The 15,781-nt window shown below is 60.7% G+C and carries 15 protein-coding genes; 6 read left to right on the top strand and 9 right to left on the bottom strand.

The window, feature by feature from the left end; genetic code table 11:
- The first annotated feature begins 41 nt into the window (after window positions 1-41).
- Window positions 42-509, top strand: coding sequence for an OsmC family protein (locus ACS4RR_RS14700; protein WP_456188957.1), 468 nt, complete (start codon window positions 42-44; stop codon window positions 507-509).
- Between the two features lie 71 nt (window positions 510-580).
- The gene (locus tag ACS4RR_RS14695; RefSeq protein ID WP_456188956.1) at window positions 581-817 is read left to right on the top strand and encodes a DUF6881 domain-containing protein; all 237 of its coding nucleotides are present in this window, start codon (window positions 581-583) and stop codon (window positions 815-817) included.
- Window positions 818-912: 95 nt separating this feature from the next.
- Here ACS4RR_RS14695 and ACS4RR_RS14690 read toward each other — a convergent pair whose 3' ends face one another.
- On the bottom strand, window positions 913-1,584 hold the full coding sequence (locus tag ACS4RR_RS14690; RefSeq protein ID WP_162118611.1) for a DsbA family oxidoreductase: 672 nt from the start codon (window positions 1,582-1,584) through the stop codon (window positions 913-915).
- A gap of 64 nt (window positions 1,585-1,648) precedes the next feature.
- Complete coding sequence (locus ACS4RR_RS14685) at window positions 1,649-3,451, bottom strand: extracellular solute-binding protein (RefSeq protein ID WP_456188955.1); 1,803 nt, start codon at window positions 3,449-3,451, stop codon at window positions 1,649-1,651.
- A gap of 285 nt (window positions 3,452-3,736) precedes the next feature.
- Here ACS4RR_RS14685 and ACS4RR_RS14680 point away from each other — a divergent pair, with 285 nt between their 5' ends.
- Complete coding sequence (locus tag ACS4RR_RS14680; protein ID WP_222383945.1) at window positions 3,737-4,399, top strand: invasion associated locus B family protein; 663 nt, start codon at window positions 3,737-3,739, stop codon at window positions 4,397-4,399.
- Between the two features lie 114 nt (window positions 4,400-4,513).
- On the opposite strand, the gene hspQ is transcribed toward ACS4RR_RS14680, so the two are convergent.
- The 3 genes from hspQ to ACS4RR_RS14665 form a co-directional block, all read right to left on the bottom strand.
- A complete protein-coding gene (gene hspQ / locus ACS4RR_RS14675; protein WP_222383946.1) occupies window positions 4,514-4,843 on the bottom strand; it encodes a heat shock protein HspQ in 330 nt (109 codons plus the stop codon).
- Between the two features lie 160 nt (window positions 4,844-5,003).
- Window positions 5,004-6,413, bottom strand: a complete 1,410-nt coding sequence (gene glnA / locus ACS4RR_RS14670; RefSeq protein WP_017964276.1) for a type I glutamate--ammonia ligase — start codon at window positions 6,411-6,413, stop codon at window positions 5,004-5,006.
- 78 nt (window positions 6,414-6,491) lie between these two features.
- Window positions 6,492-6,830 (bottom strand): P-II family nitrogen regulator, encoded by a 339-nt coding sequence (locus tag ACS4RR_RS14665; protein WP_015339877.1) that lies wholly within the window; start codon window positions 6,828-6,830, stop codon window positions 6,492-6,494.
- Window positions 6,831-7,173: 343 nt separating this feature from the next.
- Here ACS4RR_RS14665 and ACS4RR_RS14660 point away from each other — a divergent pair, with 343 nt between their 5' ends.
- Together ACS4RR_RS14660 and ACS4RR_RS14655 are read left to right on the top strand one after the other, a co-directional pair.
- Window positions 7,174-8,646 (top strand): NAD(P)H-hydrate dehydratase, encoded by a 1,473-nt coding sequence (locus ACS4RR_RS14660; protein ID WP_222383947.1) that lies wholly within the window; start codon window positions 7,174-7,176, stop codon window positions 8,644-8,646.
- Window positions 8,647-8,902: 256 nt separating this feature from the next.
- The gene (locus ACS4RR_RS14655; RefSeq protein ID WP_456188954.1) at window positions 8,903-9,925 is read left to right on the top strand and encodes a DUF808 domain-containing protein; all 1,023 of its coding nucleotides are present in this window, start codon (window positions 8,903-8,905) and stop codon (window positions 9,923-9,925) included.
- Window positions 9,926-9,955: 30 nt separating this feature from the next.
- On the opposite strand, the gene ACS4RR_RS14650 is transcribed toward ACS4RR_RS14655, so the two are convergent.
- From ACS4RR_RS14650 to uvrA, 3 genes are read right to left on the bottom strand one after another with little or no spacing between them, the layout of a single operon-like run.
- Window positions 9,956-10,762: a DUF72 domain-containing protein gene (locus ACS4RR_RS14650; RefSeq protein WP_222383949.1), complete on the bottom strand. Its 807-nt coding sequence runs from the start codon at window positions 10,760-10,762 to the stop codon at window positions 9,956-9,958.
- 24 nt (window positions 10,763-10,786) lie between these two features.
- Window positions 10,787-11,248, bottom strand: coding sequence for a GNAT family N-acetyltransferase (locus tag ACS4RR_RS14645; RefSeq protein ID WP_260110827.1), 462 nt, complete (start codon window positions 11,246-11,248; stop codon window positions 10,787-10,789).
- Window positions 11,245-14,166: an excinuclease ABC subunit UvrA gene (gene uvrA, locus ACS4RR_RS14640; RefSeq protein WP_222383951.1), complete on the bottom strand. Its 2,922-nt coding sequence runs from the start codon at window positions 14,164-14,166 to the stop codon at window positions 11,245-11,247. Before uvrA ends, ACS4RR_RS14645 begins: the two co-directional genes overlap by 4 nt.
- Before the next feature lie 283 nt (window positions 14,167-14,449).
- On the opposite strand from uvrA, the gene ACS4RR_RS14635 reads away from it, so the two are divergent.
- A complete protein-coding gene (locus ACS4RR_RS14635) occupies window positions 14,450-14,959 on the top strand; it encodes a single-stranded DNA-binding protein (RefSeq protein WP_222383952.1) in 510 nt (169 codons plus the stop codon).
- A 120-nt stretch (window positions 14,960-15,079) separates the two neighbouring features.
- Here the strand turns inward: ACS4RR_RS14635 and ACS4RR_RS14630 are convergent, their stop codons facing one another.
- Complete coding sequence (locus tag ACS4RR_RS14630; RefSeq protein ID WP_017964283.1) at window positions 15,080-15,727, bottom strand: MarC family protein; 648 nt, start codon at window positions 15,725-15,727, stop codon at window positions 15,080-15,082.
- Window positions 15,728-15,781: the final 54 nt, after the last annotated feature.

Raw genomic sequence — 15,781 nt, 5'->3', positions numbered from 1 at the left:
AGTAAAAGCGTCCGGAACTGCGTGGAAAAGGGAGATTGAGAATGGCGACATACGGCGCAACGATCGCCTGGCAGCGCAAGGGCGAGACCTTCACCGACAACCGCTACAGCCGCGCCCACCGCTGGAGTTTCGACGGTGGCATCGAGGTGAGGGCATCCTCTTCCGCGCATGTCGTTCCGCTGCCCTATTCCGCCGAAGATGCCGTCGATCCGGAAGAGGCTTTCGTCGCCTCGCTCTCCAGCTGCCACATGCTCTGGTTCCTGTCGCTCGCCGCCAAACAGCGCTTTTGCGTCGACAGCTACACCGATGCCGCCGAAGGCGTGATGGAAAAGAACGCCGACGGCCGCCTCGCCATGACCGTCGTGACGCTCCGTCCGCATGTCGTCTTCATCGGCGAGAAGCAGCCTTCATTCAGCGAGCTCGAAGCCCTGCATCATCGCGCCCACGACGAATGCTTCATCGCCAATTCGGTGAAGACCGAGGTGCGATGTGTTCCGGTTCCGGGCTGATTGCAGCGGAAAGGTGCCTCGACAATGAAATATATTAAGGTGAAGTGGTGCACTCGTCGCCGGATACACCCGTGCTGCTCTACAGCGAATTGGACTCTGATATGTGGGAGGTTCGAAAGGTCGAGGCCTACGCCGATGGCAGGAAGGACTTTGCAGACCGCAATGAGATGTCGGGCAGCACTAGGCTGGGTATCGAACCTTTCCCTTCCTTGGAGATCATTGCGGCTGACCCCGAGTTCAAACCAGAGGTGATATCGAGAGAAGAGTTCGATACGATCTGGCAACACGCAAAAGGGACGGCAAGATAAAGGAGTGCCTCCCTGTCTGCACATCTATGGAGACAAGCGGCACCGTTGCTAAGAGTTTAGTGCGCCATTTAGACTCATAAAATCCACCCGATGTCCTAGTTGAGGCCGGATCGCGCCTCGGCTTTCGCCTTGGCGATATCGCGCAATGCATTCGCGAGCACATCAGGCGTCTGGGCGCCGCTGACGGCATATTGCTGGTCGAAGATGAAGAACGGCACGCCGTTGACGCCCATCTCCTGGGCCGCCTTGATCTCGGCGACGATCAGATCGCGGTCGGCATCGGAGGCAAGCAGCGAGGCGATGACTGAGCGGTCGAGGCCTGATTTTTCGGCGATATCGAGCAGCACCGCATGATCGCCGACATTGCGGCCTTCCTCGAAATTCGCCTTGAACAGCGCGTCAACGACCTTGTCCTGCTTCTCGCGGCCTTCGATCATCGCCCAGTGGATCAGTCGATGCGCATCGAGCGTGTTCGGGCCGATCTTGATCGCCTCGAAATTAAAGGCAATGCCGACCTCGCGGCCATAATCGCTGAGCATCTTGTGCGCTTGCGCCACGCGCTCCTCGCCGCCGAGCTTCTCGGCCAGCGCCTTCTTCTGGTCGACGCCTTCCTTGGGATAGTCGGGATTGAGCCGGTAAGGCCGCCAGTTGATGTCGACGCCGATTTGGTCCTGCACCTCGGCGATGGCGAGTTCCAGCCGCGCCTTGCCGAGATAGCACCAGGGGCAGACGACATCCGAGACGACGTCGATGGTGATACGCTCCATGATGATTTTCCTTATTCTATGGGTCTCCAAGGGAGACATGTAAGCCGGGCGGTTCGGCTGCTTCTTATTGGGCGCTCGTATCCCACCAGAGCGGCAGCTGGTAGCCATAGAGTGGCACCGTGTCGGGATGGCCGATGCGTTTGCTGCGCGCCACCCATTGCTGATCCATATGATAGAGCGGCAGCACGTAATGGCTGGACAGCAGCAGCCGGTCATAGGAGCGCACCGCTGCGGTGAAATCCTCGGCCGAGCGCGCCCGGAGCAGGTGATCGATCAGCGTATCGAGATCGGGGTCGGCAGCGCCGGCGAAGCTGTCGCTGCCCTCGCGGGTCTTCGCGGCCGAAGACCAACGGCCGAGCTGTTCGTTTCCTGGCGATAGCGACGACGTGTAGGACTTCATGATCATGTCGTAGTCGAAGCTGTTCGTCCGGCTCTGATACTGCAAATCATCGACCGTGCAGATCGAAGCGGCGATGCCGATCGTCTGCAGCGAACGCTGGTAGGCGACGGCGAGCTTCTCCTGGTCGGCATTCTGCGTCATGATCTCGAAGGCGAGCTGGCGGCCGGAGGCATCGAGCATCTTGCCGCCCTGAATCGTATAGCCGCCCTGTTTCAGCAGCTCGACGCCCTGTTTCAGCACATTGCGGTCGCGGCCGGAGCCGTCGGTGACTGGCAGCTTGTAGGTGCCGTCGAGAATCTCCGGGGCAATTTTGTCCTTGATCGGCCCGAGCAGGGCAAGCTCGGCCGCATTGGCGGGGACGCCAAAACTCGACAGCTCGGAATTCTGCCAGAAACTCTGCGTGCGCTTGTAGGCGCCGGAATAGAGGTTCTTGTTCGCCCATTCGAAATCGAACACCAGCGACAGGCCTTCGCGCACCTTGAGATCGGCAAAGATCGGCCGGCGCGTATTGAACACGAAGCCGAGCATGCCGCTCGGCAATTTCGGCGTGAACACGTCCTTGACCACGGCCCCCGAGGTGGCGGCGGGGAAATTATAGGCATTGGCCCAATGGCCGGGATTGCCATCCGGATAGATGTCGACATCGCCCTTCTTGAAGGCCTCGAACAGCGTCGTATCCTGCAGGAAATACTGGACGGTGATCTGGTCGTAATTGTCGGTGCCGACCTTGGCGGGAATGTCCTTGCCCCAGTAGTTGGGGTCGCGCTCATAGGTGATGCTCTCGCCGGGCTTCACCGTCTTCACCTTGTAGGGACCGGACCCGACCGGCGGCGTCAGCGATGAACGGTCGAAGGTTGCCGGATCGATCGCATGTTTCGGCAGCACCGGAAACAGACCGAAAATCAACGGCGTCTCGCGGTCGGCCTTGTCGTTGAAGGTGAAGCGCACGCTGTGCTCGCCGACCTTCTCCATCTTGGCGACGACGTTGAGGCGGTTGGCGAAGGGCACGCGGCCCTTGTCGCGCATCAGCTCGAAGGTGAACATCACGTCTTCCGGCGTCACCGGCTGGCCATCGGCCCATCTCGCCTTCGGATTGAGGTTGAACTGAATGAAGCTCCGATCGTCGTCCCATTCGACCGACTCGGCAAGCAGGCCGTAGAGGGTGAAAGGCTCGTCCCTGGAGCGCTGCATCAGCGATTCGTAGACGAGATTGCCATAGTCCGGATCCCACATGCCGCGCGCCGTCGTGCGCATGCTCTTCAGGATGAACGGGTTGAGGCTGTCGAAGGTGCCGACCACGCCATAGGTGATCTTGCCACCCTTTTTCACGTCGGGATTGACGTAAGGGAAGTGCTTGTAATCAGCCGGCAGGGCAGGCTCGCCGTGCATCGCGATGCCGTGCAGCGGCTCGGCGGCGACCGTGCCGCACAGCAGCGAGAGGACGAGGGGGACGACGATACGGAGCATTCGGCAATCCTTGATCCGTGAAAACGGGGCATGATTCACCGCCAAGATTATCATGGGGTCGACCGATTCCAACACGGAGCGGCGATTTCTTTGGCATCGCGACGAAATGCGCGTCAAATTGCCAAAGAAGTGCTGGATATCTTGCACGCTGCGATGTAACAGGTGAACCCGAAGTTTAGGGGTCATGCATTTGCCTTATTTTTTTAAGAGGTGGAGTGCCGAACGACCCGATGGTTGGGGCGGCAAGACGTTGCCCCGAACGGATATCAGGAGACGGAATTCGTTATGATGTTCAAGTCTGAAAAGAAAATGCGGGCAGCACTGTCCGTTCTGGCAGTGGTGTTCGGCGCTTCGGCTCCGGTCTCCTCCTTCGCGCAGAATGCGGCGGCACAGGCTCCGGCCGATGCCCCGGCACAGGCCGCAGGAGCGCCGAAGCTCGGCTGGTACAAGACCTGCAGCAAGCAGGAAGACAACGACATCTGTGTTGTCCAGAACCTGATCCTCGCCAATGGCGGCCAGCTCGTCACGGCCGTCGGCCTGATCTCGGTTTCCGGCAAGATTAACCGCAAGCTCCTGCAGGTCTCGGTTCCCACGGCACGCCTCGTCCCTCCCGGCGTCCTCATGCAGATCGACGGCGGCAAAGGCCAGAAGCTCGACTACGCCGTCTGCCTGCCGGACAAGTGCACCGCTGAAATCCCGCTGACCGACGCGATGATCGCCAGCCTCAAGAAGGGCAGCGACGTGATCTTCACCTCGATCAACTTCCGCCGCGCCCCGAACCCGATCAAGATTTCGCTTGAAGGCTTCACCGGCGCTTATGACGGCGAACCGGTTTCCGAATCCAAGCTCGTTGAAAGCCAGCGCAGCCTCCAGGAAGGCATGCAGAAGAAGGCCGAAGAAGCCCGCAAGAAGCTGGAAGACGCCCAGAAGGCAGCCAAGGCGCAGTAATTCTGTCACCTCCTTTGAAACAGAAACCCGGCTTCACGCCGGGTTTTTTGTTGCGTAAAGAAAAGGCCTCGCCGGGAGAAGCGAGGCCTTGATTCAACGATCGGCACCAGTGAGTTAGTGGGCGAAGCTCATCTTGGGTTTGAACTGCCCTGACGGGGCCTGATCGAAAATCTGGTAGATCTGCGGGTTGCGAAGCGGCGTGCCGCTTTCGTCGTTCATCAGGTTTTGCTCGGAGACATAAGCGACATATTCGCTTTCGTCATTCTCGGCGAGCAGGTGATAGAAGGGCTGGTCCCTGCTCGGGCGCACCTCGGCGGGAATGGAATTCCACCATTCCTCCGTATTCGCGAACTCCGGATCAACGTCGAAGATGACGCCGCGAAACGGAAAAACCTTGTGCCGAACCACTTCGCCGATACTGAACTTTGCTGTTCTTTCTTTCATGGTACGACTTCCTTTCATCACCGAATTTGGTGATTGGTGTCGCGCAAATCAAGATTTTTGCGCGAGTTCGTCACATGAACGTCACATCCTCACCATTTGCCGTTCATGACCAGGGAGGCGAAAGCCCCGGCAAGCCGGGACTTTCCATGTTCTGAGCCGATCAGGCCGAATAGTACATGTCGTATTCGACCGGATGCGGCGTCATTTCGAAACGCATCACCTCAGCCATCTTCAGCTCGATGAAGGCATCGATCTGATCGTCGTCGAAGACGCCGCCGGCCGTCAGGAACTTGCGGTCCTTGTCGAGGCTTTCAAGCGCTTCGCGCAGGCTGCCGCAGACGGTCGGGATCTTCTTCAGTTCCTTCGGCGGCAGGTCGTAAAGATCCTTGTCCATGGCCTTGCCGGGATGGATCTTGTTCTTGATGCCGTCGAGGCCGGCCATCAGCATGGCGGCGAAGGCGAGATAGGGGTTGGCGGTCGGATCCGGGAAGCGGACTTCGACGCGTTTGGCCTTCGGGTTGGATCCGAACGGAATGCGGCAGGAAGCCGAGCGGTTACGCGCCGAATAGGCGAGCAGCACAGGGGCTTCGTAACCCGGGACGAGACGCTTGTAGGAGTTCGTCGACGGATTGGTGAAAGCGTTGATCGCCTTGGCATGCTTGATGATGCCGCCGATATAAAACAGGCAGCTCTCGGAAAGGCCGGCATATTCGTCGCCGGCAAAGGTCGGCTTGCCGCCCTTCCAGATCGATTGGTGCACGTGCATGCCCGAGCCGTTGTCGCCGAAGATCGGCTTCGGCATGAAGGTCGCCGTCTTGCCGTAGGCGTTGGCCACTTGGTGGACGACATATTTGTAGATCTGCATCTTGTCGGCGTTGCGCACCAGCGTATCGAACTTGATACCGAGTTCGTGCTGGGCGGCCGCGACTTCATGGTGATGCTTTTCGACGACGACGCCCATCTCGGAGAGCACAGTCAGCATTTCCGAACGCATGTCCTGGGCGCTGTCGACGGGGGGAACCGGGAAATAACCGCCCTTGATGCGCGGGCGATGGCCGAGGTTGCCGGTCTCGTAATCGGTGTCGTCGTTCGACGGCAGTTCGGTCGAATCGAGCTTGAAGCCGGTATTGTAAGGATCGGCCTTGTACTTGACGTCGTCGAAGACGAAGAATTCGGCTTCCGGCCCGACAAAAACCGTATCGCCGATGCCGGATGCCTTGAGGTAGGCTTCGGCCTTCTTGGCGGTGCCGCGCGGATCGCGGTTATAGGCCTCGCCGGAGACCGGATCGAGGATGTCGCAGACGATGACCATGGTCGACTGGGCGAAGAAAGGGTCCATATGCACCGTTTCGGTGTCGGGCATCAGCACCATGTCGGACTCGTTGATGGCCTTCCAGCCGCCGATCGAGGAGCCGTCGAACATCACGCCGTCAGCGAACATGTCTTCATCGACGCAGACGACGTCCATCGTCACATGCTGCAGCTTGCCCTTCGGGTCGGTGAAACGCAGATCGACGAACTTAACGTCGTTCTCCTTGATCTGCTTCAGAATTTCGCTTGCGGTCGCCATTAAGTAGTTTCCTCCGATTTGCTATGACGGTGTGGCTCGGCGATGACGGTAACGGACTTTGCGCGATTGGCAAAGTGGTCAGATGGCATCAATGCCGGTCTCGCCGGTGCGGATGCGGATAACCTCTTCGACGTTGGAAACGAAGATCTTTCCGTCGCCGATGCGGCCGGTCTGCGCCGCCTTGCGGATCGCTTCGATGACGGCTTCCGCGTTCTCGTCGGCCAGTACAACCTCGACTTTTACCTTCGGCAGGAAATCGACGACGTACTCGGCTCCGCGGTAGAGTTCCGTGTGGCCCTTCTGACGGCCGAAACCCTTGGCTTCCGTGACCGTGATACCCTGCAGGCCGACTTCCTGAAGGGCTTCCTTCACTTCGTCCAGCTTGAAAGGCTTAATGATCGCTTCGATCTTTTTCATGAGAAAATGTCTCTCCGCTTCTCCTGTTATGGCAGGAATTTTCCCGCTCGCCGAATATGATGCAGATATCGTGCCAGTTTGAAATCCATCTTATCGAAAAAAGACGTCGATTCTGTCAAAACCGGCACGTTTGCCGGGAATTCTATGTGGTTTTGGTGGCAGAACGGATGAAAAAACATTGTCTCCGATCAAAATCACACCCGAAACGGAAAAAGTCAGGTATTTTCGCAACTGCGAATACACCTCTCGCGATGATGAAAAGATAGGCAAATGCTTAAATGTCGTTCTTCTCTTTGGTATTTCAGGCGGTTGTTTTTTAGGCGTTTTTTGATTGAATAGGGTGATGATCAAAAACCTGTCCGACCTTCTTCTCACGCCGGCCGAAATGGCCGCCGTCGATACGGCCGCAGCCGCGTCCGGCATCGATTCCTTCGCCCTGATGGAAAGGGCAGGCGCCGCGGTTGCCGCCGCGGCTCTGCGCCTCCATCCCGGAGCGCTGCGCTTCGTCGCGCTTTGCGGGCCCGGCAACAATGGCGGCGACGCCTATGTCGCAGCACGTCATCTGCAGCAGAGCGGGGCGAGGGTGGCGCTCTTCCACCTCGGCGATCCCGTGAGGCTGAAGGGCGATGCCGCCCGCGCCCGCAGGAGCTGCGCATTGGAGGGACAAGGACTCGACCTCTATCGGCCCGAAACCGGCGACGTCGTCATCGATGGCCTGTTCGGGGCGGGGCTTGGTCGCGCGGTGTCGGCCGATGTGCGCGCGCTGATCGGCCGCGTCACGCAGGCCGCTATTCCCGTGCTCGCCATCGATCTGCCCTCCGGCCTCGATGGCCGCACCGGCAAGGTGCTGGGTGCCGCCTTCCGGGCCTGCAACACCATCACCTTCATGACCCGCAAGCCCGGCCATCTGCTGATGCCAGGCAGGGAGCTTTGCGGTGAATTGGAGGTCTTCGACATCGGTATCCCCGCTCGTATCGTCAGGGCTGAAGCGGGCGGTGCCATCGCCGAGAACACGCCGGATGCCTGGAAGCGCGTGTTGCCGGTCGAGCAGTTGGAAACCCACAAATACAAGCGCGGTCATCTGGTCGTCTTCTCAGGCGAGGCCGACAAGACGGGTGCCGCGCGCATGTCGGCGATCTCGGGTCTGAAGGCCGGCGCCGGCCTGGTGACGATCGCCGCCCCCCGCGCGGCGATGACCGCCAATGCGGCGCATCTCACCGCCGTCATGCTGCATGCCATCGACGACGAGGCCGACCTTGGCGACTGGCTCTCCGACAAGCGGCTGCAGACCTTCGTCCTCGGCCCCGGTTTCGGCATCGGCGCCAGGGCGCGCGGCTTCGTCTCGGCCCTTGCCGATCGCCATCTGGTGCTTGATGCCGACGGCATCTCTTCGTTCAAGGACGATCCGCAACAGCTGTTTGATCTTTTCGAGGGTGAGCCGCGGCTGGTGCTGACGCCGCACGAAGGCGAATTCGCGCGGCTCTTTCCCGATATCGGCGGCGACGAAGCGCTCGGCAAGGTGGCCAAGGCCTTGGCCGCCGCCCGCCGCGCCAATGCCGCGATTATCTACAAAGGCGCCGATACCGTCATCGCCGCGCCAGACGGCCGTGCGCTCATCAATACCAACGCTCCCGTCTGGCTTGCCACCGCCGGTTCCGGCGACGTACTTGCCGGCATCATCGGCGGATTGCTCGCCCAGGGCCTGCCGGCCTTCGAGGCCGCGGCTGCCGGCGTCTGGCTGCATGGAGAGGCAGGTCAACGCGCCGGCAAAGGGCTGACGGCAGAGGAGCTTGCTGCCGAAGTATTGCCGTTTTAAAACGTCGCTGCGCGTCCTTTCGGAGGGCGGATGCCGCCATCCGGCGGCGGATCTGCCCGCTGCTGGTCTTCTGCACCTTGAACGCAGAATCTGGACCGTCATCCGACATGTCTGACTGTGGCACAGTCTGAATGCCGGCTGAATGACGGCCATTGTCGTCGCGACCCTTGCGTGGCATCTTCCGGCCGGAGGATTCCGCGTCTCGTTGACGGGCTTTCCGTTTTTTGCGTAAGTCTGTCTTTCGACGGAGGCTCGAATGAGTATTGGCCTGATCGCCCTACTTGATGATATCGCGGCATTGGCCAAGGTGGCTGCGGCGTCGCTCGACGATATTGCCGGCCAGGCTGCCAAGGCGGGCGCGAAAGCGGCCGGCGTCGTCATTGATGATGCGGCCGTCACACCCCGCTACGTCACCGGATTTTCGGCAGCACGCGAATTGCCGATCATCGGCAAGATCACGCTCGGCTCGCTGAAGAACAAGCTTCTGATCCTGCTTCCGGCAGCACTGATCCTGAGCCTTGTCGCACCGCAGTCGATCACGCCGCTGCTGATGATTGGCGGGCTTTATCTCTGCTACGAGGGTGTGGAAAAAGTCTACGAACTGGTGCTGCCGCATGCAGCCCATGCCCATGAATCGGCACTCGAGACGACAAGCCTCGATGCCAAATCGCTAGAAGACGAGAAGGTTGCTGGCGCAATCAAGACGGATTTCATCCTGTCGGCCGAAATCATGGCGATTACGCTCGCCGCGGTGCCCTCAGGCAGCATGTTCACGCAAGCCGTCATCCTTGCCGTTGTTGGACTGGGTATCACGATCATGGTCTATGGCGGCGTGGCGCTTATCGTGAAAGCCGATGATCTGGGTCTGATGCTGGCGCGTGTGCGGACGGCATCTCCGATGGGCGCCGCCTTGCGTTCGATCGGGGAGGGGCTTGTCACAGGCATGCCTTATTTTCTGAAAGTGCTCGGCATCGTCGGAACGGCCGCCATGATCTGGGTCGGCGGCGGCATCATCGTTCATGGCCTCGAAGCCTATGGCATCAGCGGCCTTGCGCATCTGATCCACGAGGCCGGCGAGGCGACTGCGCATGCGGTTCCCGTTCTGGCATCGGTGCTGCGCTGGGTCGTCGAGGCCGCAGGCGCGGGTATCGTCGGTAGCGTCGCCGGCTTGATCGCGATTCCGGTCACAGGCTACGCCGTCTCGCCGATATGGCGGTACCTCAAATCGCTCCTGCCGCGCCGACGGCGGAAAGAGGCGCTGGCGAACGGGAAGAAATGAAGCTTGCGGCTATCGGCGGGCAAGCCTCGCCTATTTCGCCAGCGCCTGCTGCAGGGCGATTGCTCCATGCGGTGCATTGACCTTGCCCTCATGGATCATGAAGGCGAAGACGTCGCGCGGCTCGACCTTCACCTTGCGATCTCCATCGATCAGCGGCAGGTCGTCAGGAACCTTGCCCTCGGCCCAGGTCTCCAGCCGGTCTGCCCAGGCCTTCAGGTCCTTTTCCGGATAGCAGGTCGGGATATCGTCCGATCCCTTCTGCAGCCGCGCATAGACGAAATCGGCCGTGACGTCGGCGATCATCGGATATTCGAAATGTTCGGCGCAAACAGGCGCCACGCCGTATTTTGCCAGCAGCGCGACGAACTCCGGCACCTTGAAGGAATCGTGCCGCACCTCGACCACGTGGCGGAGCGTCAACCCGTCCTGCTTTGCAGGCAGCAGCTTCAGGAAGGCTTCGAAATCTTGCGGATCGAACCTCTTGGTCGGCGCGAACTGCCAGAGCAGCGGCCCGAGATGATCGCCGAGTTCGCTAATGCCCGATGACAGAAACCGCTCCATCGATTCACCGGCTTCGGCAAGCACCCGCCGGTTGGTGACGAAACGTGTCGCCTTCAGCGAAAAGATGAAACCGTCCGGCACGTCAGCCGCCCATTTGGCAAAGACCGCGGGCTTCTGCGTGCTGTAATAGGTGCCGTTGACCTCGATAACCTTCAGCTGGCGGCTGGCATAATTCAGCTCGTCCTTCTGCTTCAGGCTCTCGGGAAAGAAATGCCCGCGCCAGGGCTCGAAGGTCCAGCCGCCGATGCCGGTGCGGATAGTGCCGGATTTCGTCATGTCGTCCTCCCCATTCGCAGCCGCTCAGGCCGCATTGATCTCTTTCGTCATGTAGACGAGCGTCCATCCTGGCCGATAAGGGTTCGGTCGGCGACCCGTTTCCTGAAATCCGAAGGCGCTGTAGAGCGCGATATTCGGCTCCATCCGCGCATTCGTGTAGAGCCGGATCTCCGGCACGGCCAATTCCCGCGCCTTGCCCTCCAGCCAGCGCAGCATCGCCAGCCCATGTCCGGCACCCTGAAAGGCCGGCGAAACGGCGATGATGAACAGCATGAGGTGATCGGAATGCCGTTCGACGACCGCCAGACCGGCCGTTTGCCCGCCGATCTCGCGCAGCCAGACCTCGCCGCGTTCGATCCGCGGCGCGTAATCCTCCGTCACCGGGATCGGCGGAGCGCCGAAGAGTTCGGTATAGGGCCGATAGGCGGCTGTTGTCAGCGTCGCGATCGTTTCCAGATCATCGGGCGACGCTGGCCTCATCGTCATTCCGCCGCAACCGCCTTCTTCACCGGGCGCCGTTCCAGCAATTCCTTCAGGAACTGTCCGGTATAGGACCGCTTTTCCCTGACGATTGCTTCCGGCGTGCCGGTCGCGACGATCTCGCCGCCGCCATCGCCGCCTTCGGGGCCGAAATCGAGCACCCAGTCGGCCGTCTTGATGACTTCGAGATTGTGTTCGATCACCACCACCGAATTGCCCTGGTTGACCAGTTCGTGCAGCATTTCGAGCAGCTTGGCGACGTCGTGGAAATGCAGGCCGGTTGTCGGTTCGTCGAGAATGTAGAGCGTGCGTCCCGTCGAGCGTTTCGACAGTTCCTTGGCAAGCTTGACGCGCTGCGCCTCGCCGCCCGAAAGCGTATTCGCCTGCTGGCCGACCTTGATATAACCGAGGCCGACATCCTTCAATGATTGCAGCTTGTCGCGCACGGCAGGCACCGCCGTGAAGAAATCGACGCCTTCCTCCACCGTCATGTCGAGCACGTCGGCGATAGACCTCTGTTTGAAGGTGACGTCGAGTGTCTCGCGATTGTAGCGCTTGCCGTGGCAGACGTCGCAGGTGACGTAGACATCGGGCAGGAAGTGCATCTCGATCTTGATGACGCCGTCTCCCTGGCAGGCCTCGCAGCGTCCGCCCTTGACGTTGAAGGAGAAGCGGCCCGGCTGGTAGCCGCGGGCCTTTGCCTCCGGCAGACCGGCGAACCAATCTCGGATCGGCGTGAAGGCGCCGGTATAGGTCGCCGGGTTCGAGCGCGGGGTGCGGCCGATCGGCGATTGGTCGATATCGATCACCTTGTCGATATGCTCGAAGCCGTCGATGCGGTCGTGATCGGCTGGGTTTTCACGCGCGCCCATGACGCGCCTTGCCGCCGATTTATAGAGCGTTTCGACCAGGAAGGTGGATTTGCCGCCGCCGGAAACGCCGGTTACCGCCGTAAACACCCCGAGCGGGATCGACGCCGTGACGTTCTTGAGATTGTTGCCACGCGCCCCGACTACCTTGATCTCGCGGCCCTTCTTCGGCTTGCGGCGCTCATTGGGAACCGGAACGCCGAGCTCGCCCGACAGATATTTGCCGGTCAGCGAGTTTGGATTGTCCATGATATCCTGCGGCGTGCCGTGGGCGATCACCTGGCCGCCGTGAATGCCGGCTGCCGGGCCGATATCGACCACGTCGTCGGCCGATAGGATCGCATCCTCGTCATGTTCGACGACGATGACGGTGTTGCCGATGTCGCGCAAGTGCTTCAGCGTGTCGAGCAGCCGGGCGTTGTCGCGCTGATGCAGGCCGATCGACGGCTCGTCGAGCACGTAAAGCACGCCTGTCAGCCCCGAGCCGATCTGCGAGGCAAGCCGGATGCGCTGGCTTTCGCCGCCCGACAGCGTGCCGGAATTGCGCGACAGGCTGAGATATTCCAGGCCGACGTCATTGAGGAAGCGCAGCCGGTCGCGGATTTCCTTGAGGATGCGCACGGCGATCTCGTTCTGCTTGGCGTTGAAGCTTGCCGGCAGCGTCTCGAACCAGTCACGGGCGACGCGGATCGACATCGCGGTCACTTCGCCGATATGCAGCGTGTCGATCTTCACCGCCAACGCCTCCGGCTTCAGGCGGAATCCGTTGCAGGAAGGGCAGGGGGCAGCCGACATGAAGCGTTCGATATCCTCGCGCGCCCAAGCGGAATCGGTCTCCTTCCAGCGGCGCTCGAGGTTGGTGATGATGCCTTCGAAATTCTTCTGCGTCGTATAGGAGCGGGCGCCATCGGCATAATGGAATTCGATCTTGTCGTTGGTGCCGTTGAGGATGACGTCCTTGGCCTCGTCGGAGAGATCGTTCCAGCGGGTGCCGAGCTTGAAGCCGTAATGTTTGCCGAGCGCTTCCAGCGTCTGGTTGTAATAGGGCGAGGTCGACTTGGCCCAGGGCGCGATCGCCCCGTCGCGCAGCGTCCGTTCGGGCTCGGGCACGATCAGATCCGCATCGATCTTCTGTTGGGCGCCGAGGCCGTCGCAGGTCGGGCAGGCGCCGAACGGGTTGTTGAAGGAGAAGAGCCTGGGTTCGATCTCGGGAATGGTAAAGCCCGAGACTGGGCAGGCGAATTTCTCCGAAAACAGCACGCGTTCATGCGTCTCGTTCAGCGACTTGTTGGCCGAACCGCCGGCCGACGTCTCTTCCGGCGGCAGCGGCTTGTCGGCGAATTCGGCAACCGCCAGCCCGTCGGCGAGCTTCAGGCAGGTCTCCAGACTATCCGCCAGGCGTGCCGAGACATCCGAACGCACGACGATGCGGTCGACCACCACGTCGATGTCGTGCTTGTATTTCTTGTCGAGCACCGGCGCCTCGGCGATCTCGTAGAACTGGCCGTCGACCTTGACGCGCTGGAAGCCCTTCTTCATCAGCTCCGCCAGTTCCTTCTTGTATTCGCCCTTGCGCCCGCGCACGAGCGGCGCAAGGATATAAAGCCGGGTGCCCTCGCCGAAATCGAGGATACGGTCGACCATCTGGCTGACGGTCTGGCTCTCGATCGGCAGGCCGGTTGCCGGCGAATAGGGAACGCCGACGCGGGCAAAGAGCAGGCGCATATAGTCGTAGATCTCGGTGACGGTGCCGACCGTCGAGCGCGGGTTACGCGAGGTGGTCTTCTGCTCGATCGAGATCGCCGGCGACAGCCCGTCGATCTGGTCGACATCGGGCTTCTGCATCATCTCGAGGAACTGCCGGGCATAGGCCGACAGGCTCTCGACATAGCGCCGTTGGCCCTCGGCATAGATCGTGTCGAAAGCAAGCGAGGATTTGCCGGAACCCGAAAGCCCGGTCATGACGATCAGCTTGTTACGCGGCAGATCGAGATCGATGCTCTTGAGATTATGCTCGCGCGCGCCGCGGATGGAGATCGTCTTCAGTTCGCTCATCGTCTCTGCTTTGGTTTTCTGGATAACAGCCCTTATTTAGTGATGCCGACGGGCGAGTCGAGGCTGAATATCCGCAAGGGCTCAAGGTTTTCGATTCTGTTGACAGGATCATACGGATAACCTAGAACAAATAAAGAACAAAAATCCTGATGGATGCATGCGGCGTTCTGATGGATAAACATGTGGATTAAATGCCGCCCATGCGCATCGGCGGTCCGTGATGGTTTAAGGTGCGCCGATCGATTAAACGCCGCCGGGCAGGGCGGCAGGCAGGGTGAGAAGCATGGCTGGTAGTGTGAATAAGGTAATTCTGATTGGAAACGTCGGCGCGGACCCGGAAATCCGCCGCACTCAGGATGGCCGGCCGATCGCCAATATCCGTCTTGCAACCTCGGAGACCTGGCGCGACCGCAATTCCGGCGAGCGCCGCGAAAAGACCGAATGGCACGCGATCGTCGTCTTCAACGAAGGCCTCTGCAAGGTCGTCGAGCAATATGTGAAGAAGGGCGCCAAGCTCTATATCGAAGGCCAGCTGCAGACCCGCAAATGGCAGGACCAGCAGGGCCAGGACCGTTACAGCACGGAAGTGGTGCTGCAGGGTTTCGGTTCGACGCTGACGATGCTCGACGGCCGCGGCGAAGGCGGCGGTGCGAGCGGCGGCCGTGGCAGCGCCGGTGGCGGCAACGATTATGGCGACGACTACGGCGCCCCGGCTCCCTCCTCATCACCCAGCCGCGGCGGTGGCGGCGGCGGCAACTTCTCGCGGGATCTCGACGACGACATCCCGTTCTGATCGTTAGGCTTTCGCAGTTTTGTGAAAGACTGGAGAGCATGACGTCCATAACGGCGTCATGCTCTTCTTTGTTCTCGCGGCAGATCGTTCAGACCGCGGCCTCAATCGTCTACGGCCGTTTCAGTGCGGCGTCGCGCTGATCAGATTGAACGCCGACTTAGCCCCGTCGACGACGAACTGTGCGGCAAGGGCGGCCAGAATGACGCCGAGGAGCCGTGTCAGGATGGCCCGGCCGGTGACGCCGAGGAAACGGTCCAGCCTTTCGGCGATGAGCAGCATGACGAAGGTCAGCAGCAGATTGGCGGCAAGGACGCCGATCAGCTGGGCTTTCCCGATCGAGGTGGCGAGCGTGCCGGCTAGCAGGATCGTCGCCGAGATCGCACCCGGACCTGATATCAGCGGCAAGGCGAGGGGAAAGACGGCGATATTCTCGATATGATCCTTGGTGATCGCCGCCTCGGTCGCCTTCTCCTTGCGCTCCTGCCGCCTCTCGAACACCATCTCGAAGGCGATCCAGAACAGCAGCAGGCCGCCGGCGATGCGGAAGGCGCCGATCGAAATTCCGAGCACGCCTAGCACGCCGGCGCCAAACAGCGCGAAGACGGCAAGGATGATGAAGGCGATGACCGAGCCGCGCAGCGCCACCTGCTTGCGCTCGGTCCGGCTCATGCCTGTCGTCAGGCCCAGAAAGATCGGCGCAAGCCCCGGTGGATCGATGGTGACGAGCAGCGTCGTGAAGGCGTTGATCAATTGGTCGGCGCTTGCCATCGGCTCTCCGGAACCCCATATGGGTGCGTGGTTCAAATGATTGTGAAGCGGGGA

It is taken from the genome of Rhizobium zaerense, from assembly GCF_051810725.1.
GTDB classification, from domain to species: domain Bacteria; phylum Pseudomonadota; class Alphaproteobacteria; order Rhizobiales; family Rhizobiaceae; genus Rhizobium; species Rhizobium leguminosarum_I.
The sequence above is the reverse complement of the archived record's forward strand: the minus strand, read 5'-3'. Positions and strand labels throughout refer to the sequence as shown.

Coding starts and splice junctions, on each gene's coding strand:
- ACS4RR_RS14680 (WP_222383945.1), top strand. CDS start 3,737: ATGATGTTCAAGTCTGAAAAGAAAATGCGGGCAGCACTGTCCGTTCTG.
- ACS4RR_RS14665 (WP_015339877.1), bottom strand. CDS start 6,830: ATGAAAAAGATCGAAGCGATCATTAAGCCTTTCAAGCTGGACGAAGTG.
- ACS4RR_RS14700 (WP_456188957.1), top strand. CDS start 42: ATGGCGACATACGGCGCAACGATCGCCTGGCAGCGCAAGGGCGAGACC.
- ACS4RR_RS14685 (WP_456188955.1), bottom strand. CDS start 3,451: ATGCTCCGTATCGTCGTCCCCCTCGTCCTCTCGCTGCTGTGCGGCACG.
- ACS4RR_RS14630 (WP_017964283.1), bottom strand. CDS start 15,727: ATGGCAAGCGCCGACCAATTGATCAACGCCTTCACGACGCTGCTCGTC.
- ACS4RR_RS14645 (WP_260110827.1), bottom strand. CDS start 11,248: ATGACGATGAGGCCAGCGTCGCCCGATGATCTGGAAACGATCGCGACG.
- uvrA (WP_222383951.1), bottom strand. CDS start 14,166: ATGAGCGAACTGAAGACGATCTCCATCCGCGGCGCGCGCGAGCATAAT.
- glnA (WP_017964276.1), bottom strand. CDS start 6,413: ATGGCGACCGCAAGCGAAATTCTGAAGCAGATCAAGGAGAACGACGTT.
- ACS4RR_RS14650 (WP_222383949.1), bottom strand. CDS start 10,762: ATGACGAAATCCGGCACTATCCGCACCGGCATCGGCGGCTGGACCTTC.
- hspQ (WP_222383946.1), bottom strand. CDS start 4,843: ATGAAAGAAAGAACAGCAAAGTTCAGTATCGGCGAAGTGGTTCGGCAC.
- ACS4RR_RS14660 (WP_222383947.1), top strand. CDS start 7,174: ATGATCAAAAACCTGTCCGACCTTCTTCTCACGCCGGCCGAAATGGCC.
- ACS4RR_RS14690 (WP_162118611.1), bottom strand. CDS start 1,584: ATGGAGCGTATCACCATCGACGTCGTCTCGGATGTCGTCTGCCCCTGG.
- ACS4RR_RS14655 (WP_456188954.1), top strand. CDS start 8,903: ATGAGTATTGGCCTGATCGCCCTACTTGATGATATCGCGGCATTGGCC.
- ACS4RR_RS14635 (WP_222383952.1), top strand. CDS start 14,450: ATGGCTGGTAGTGTGAATAAGGTAATTCTGATTGGAAACGTCGGCGCG.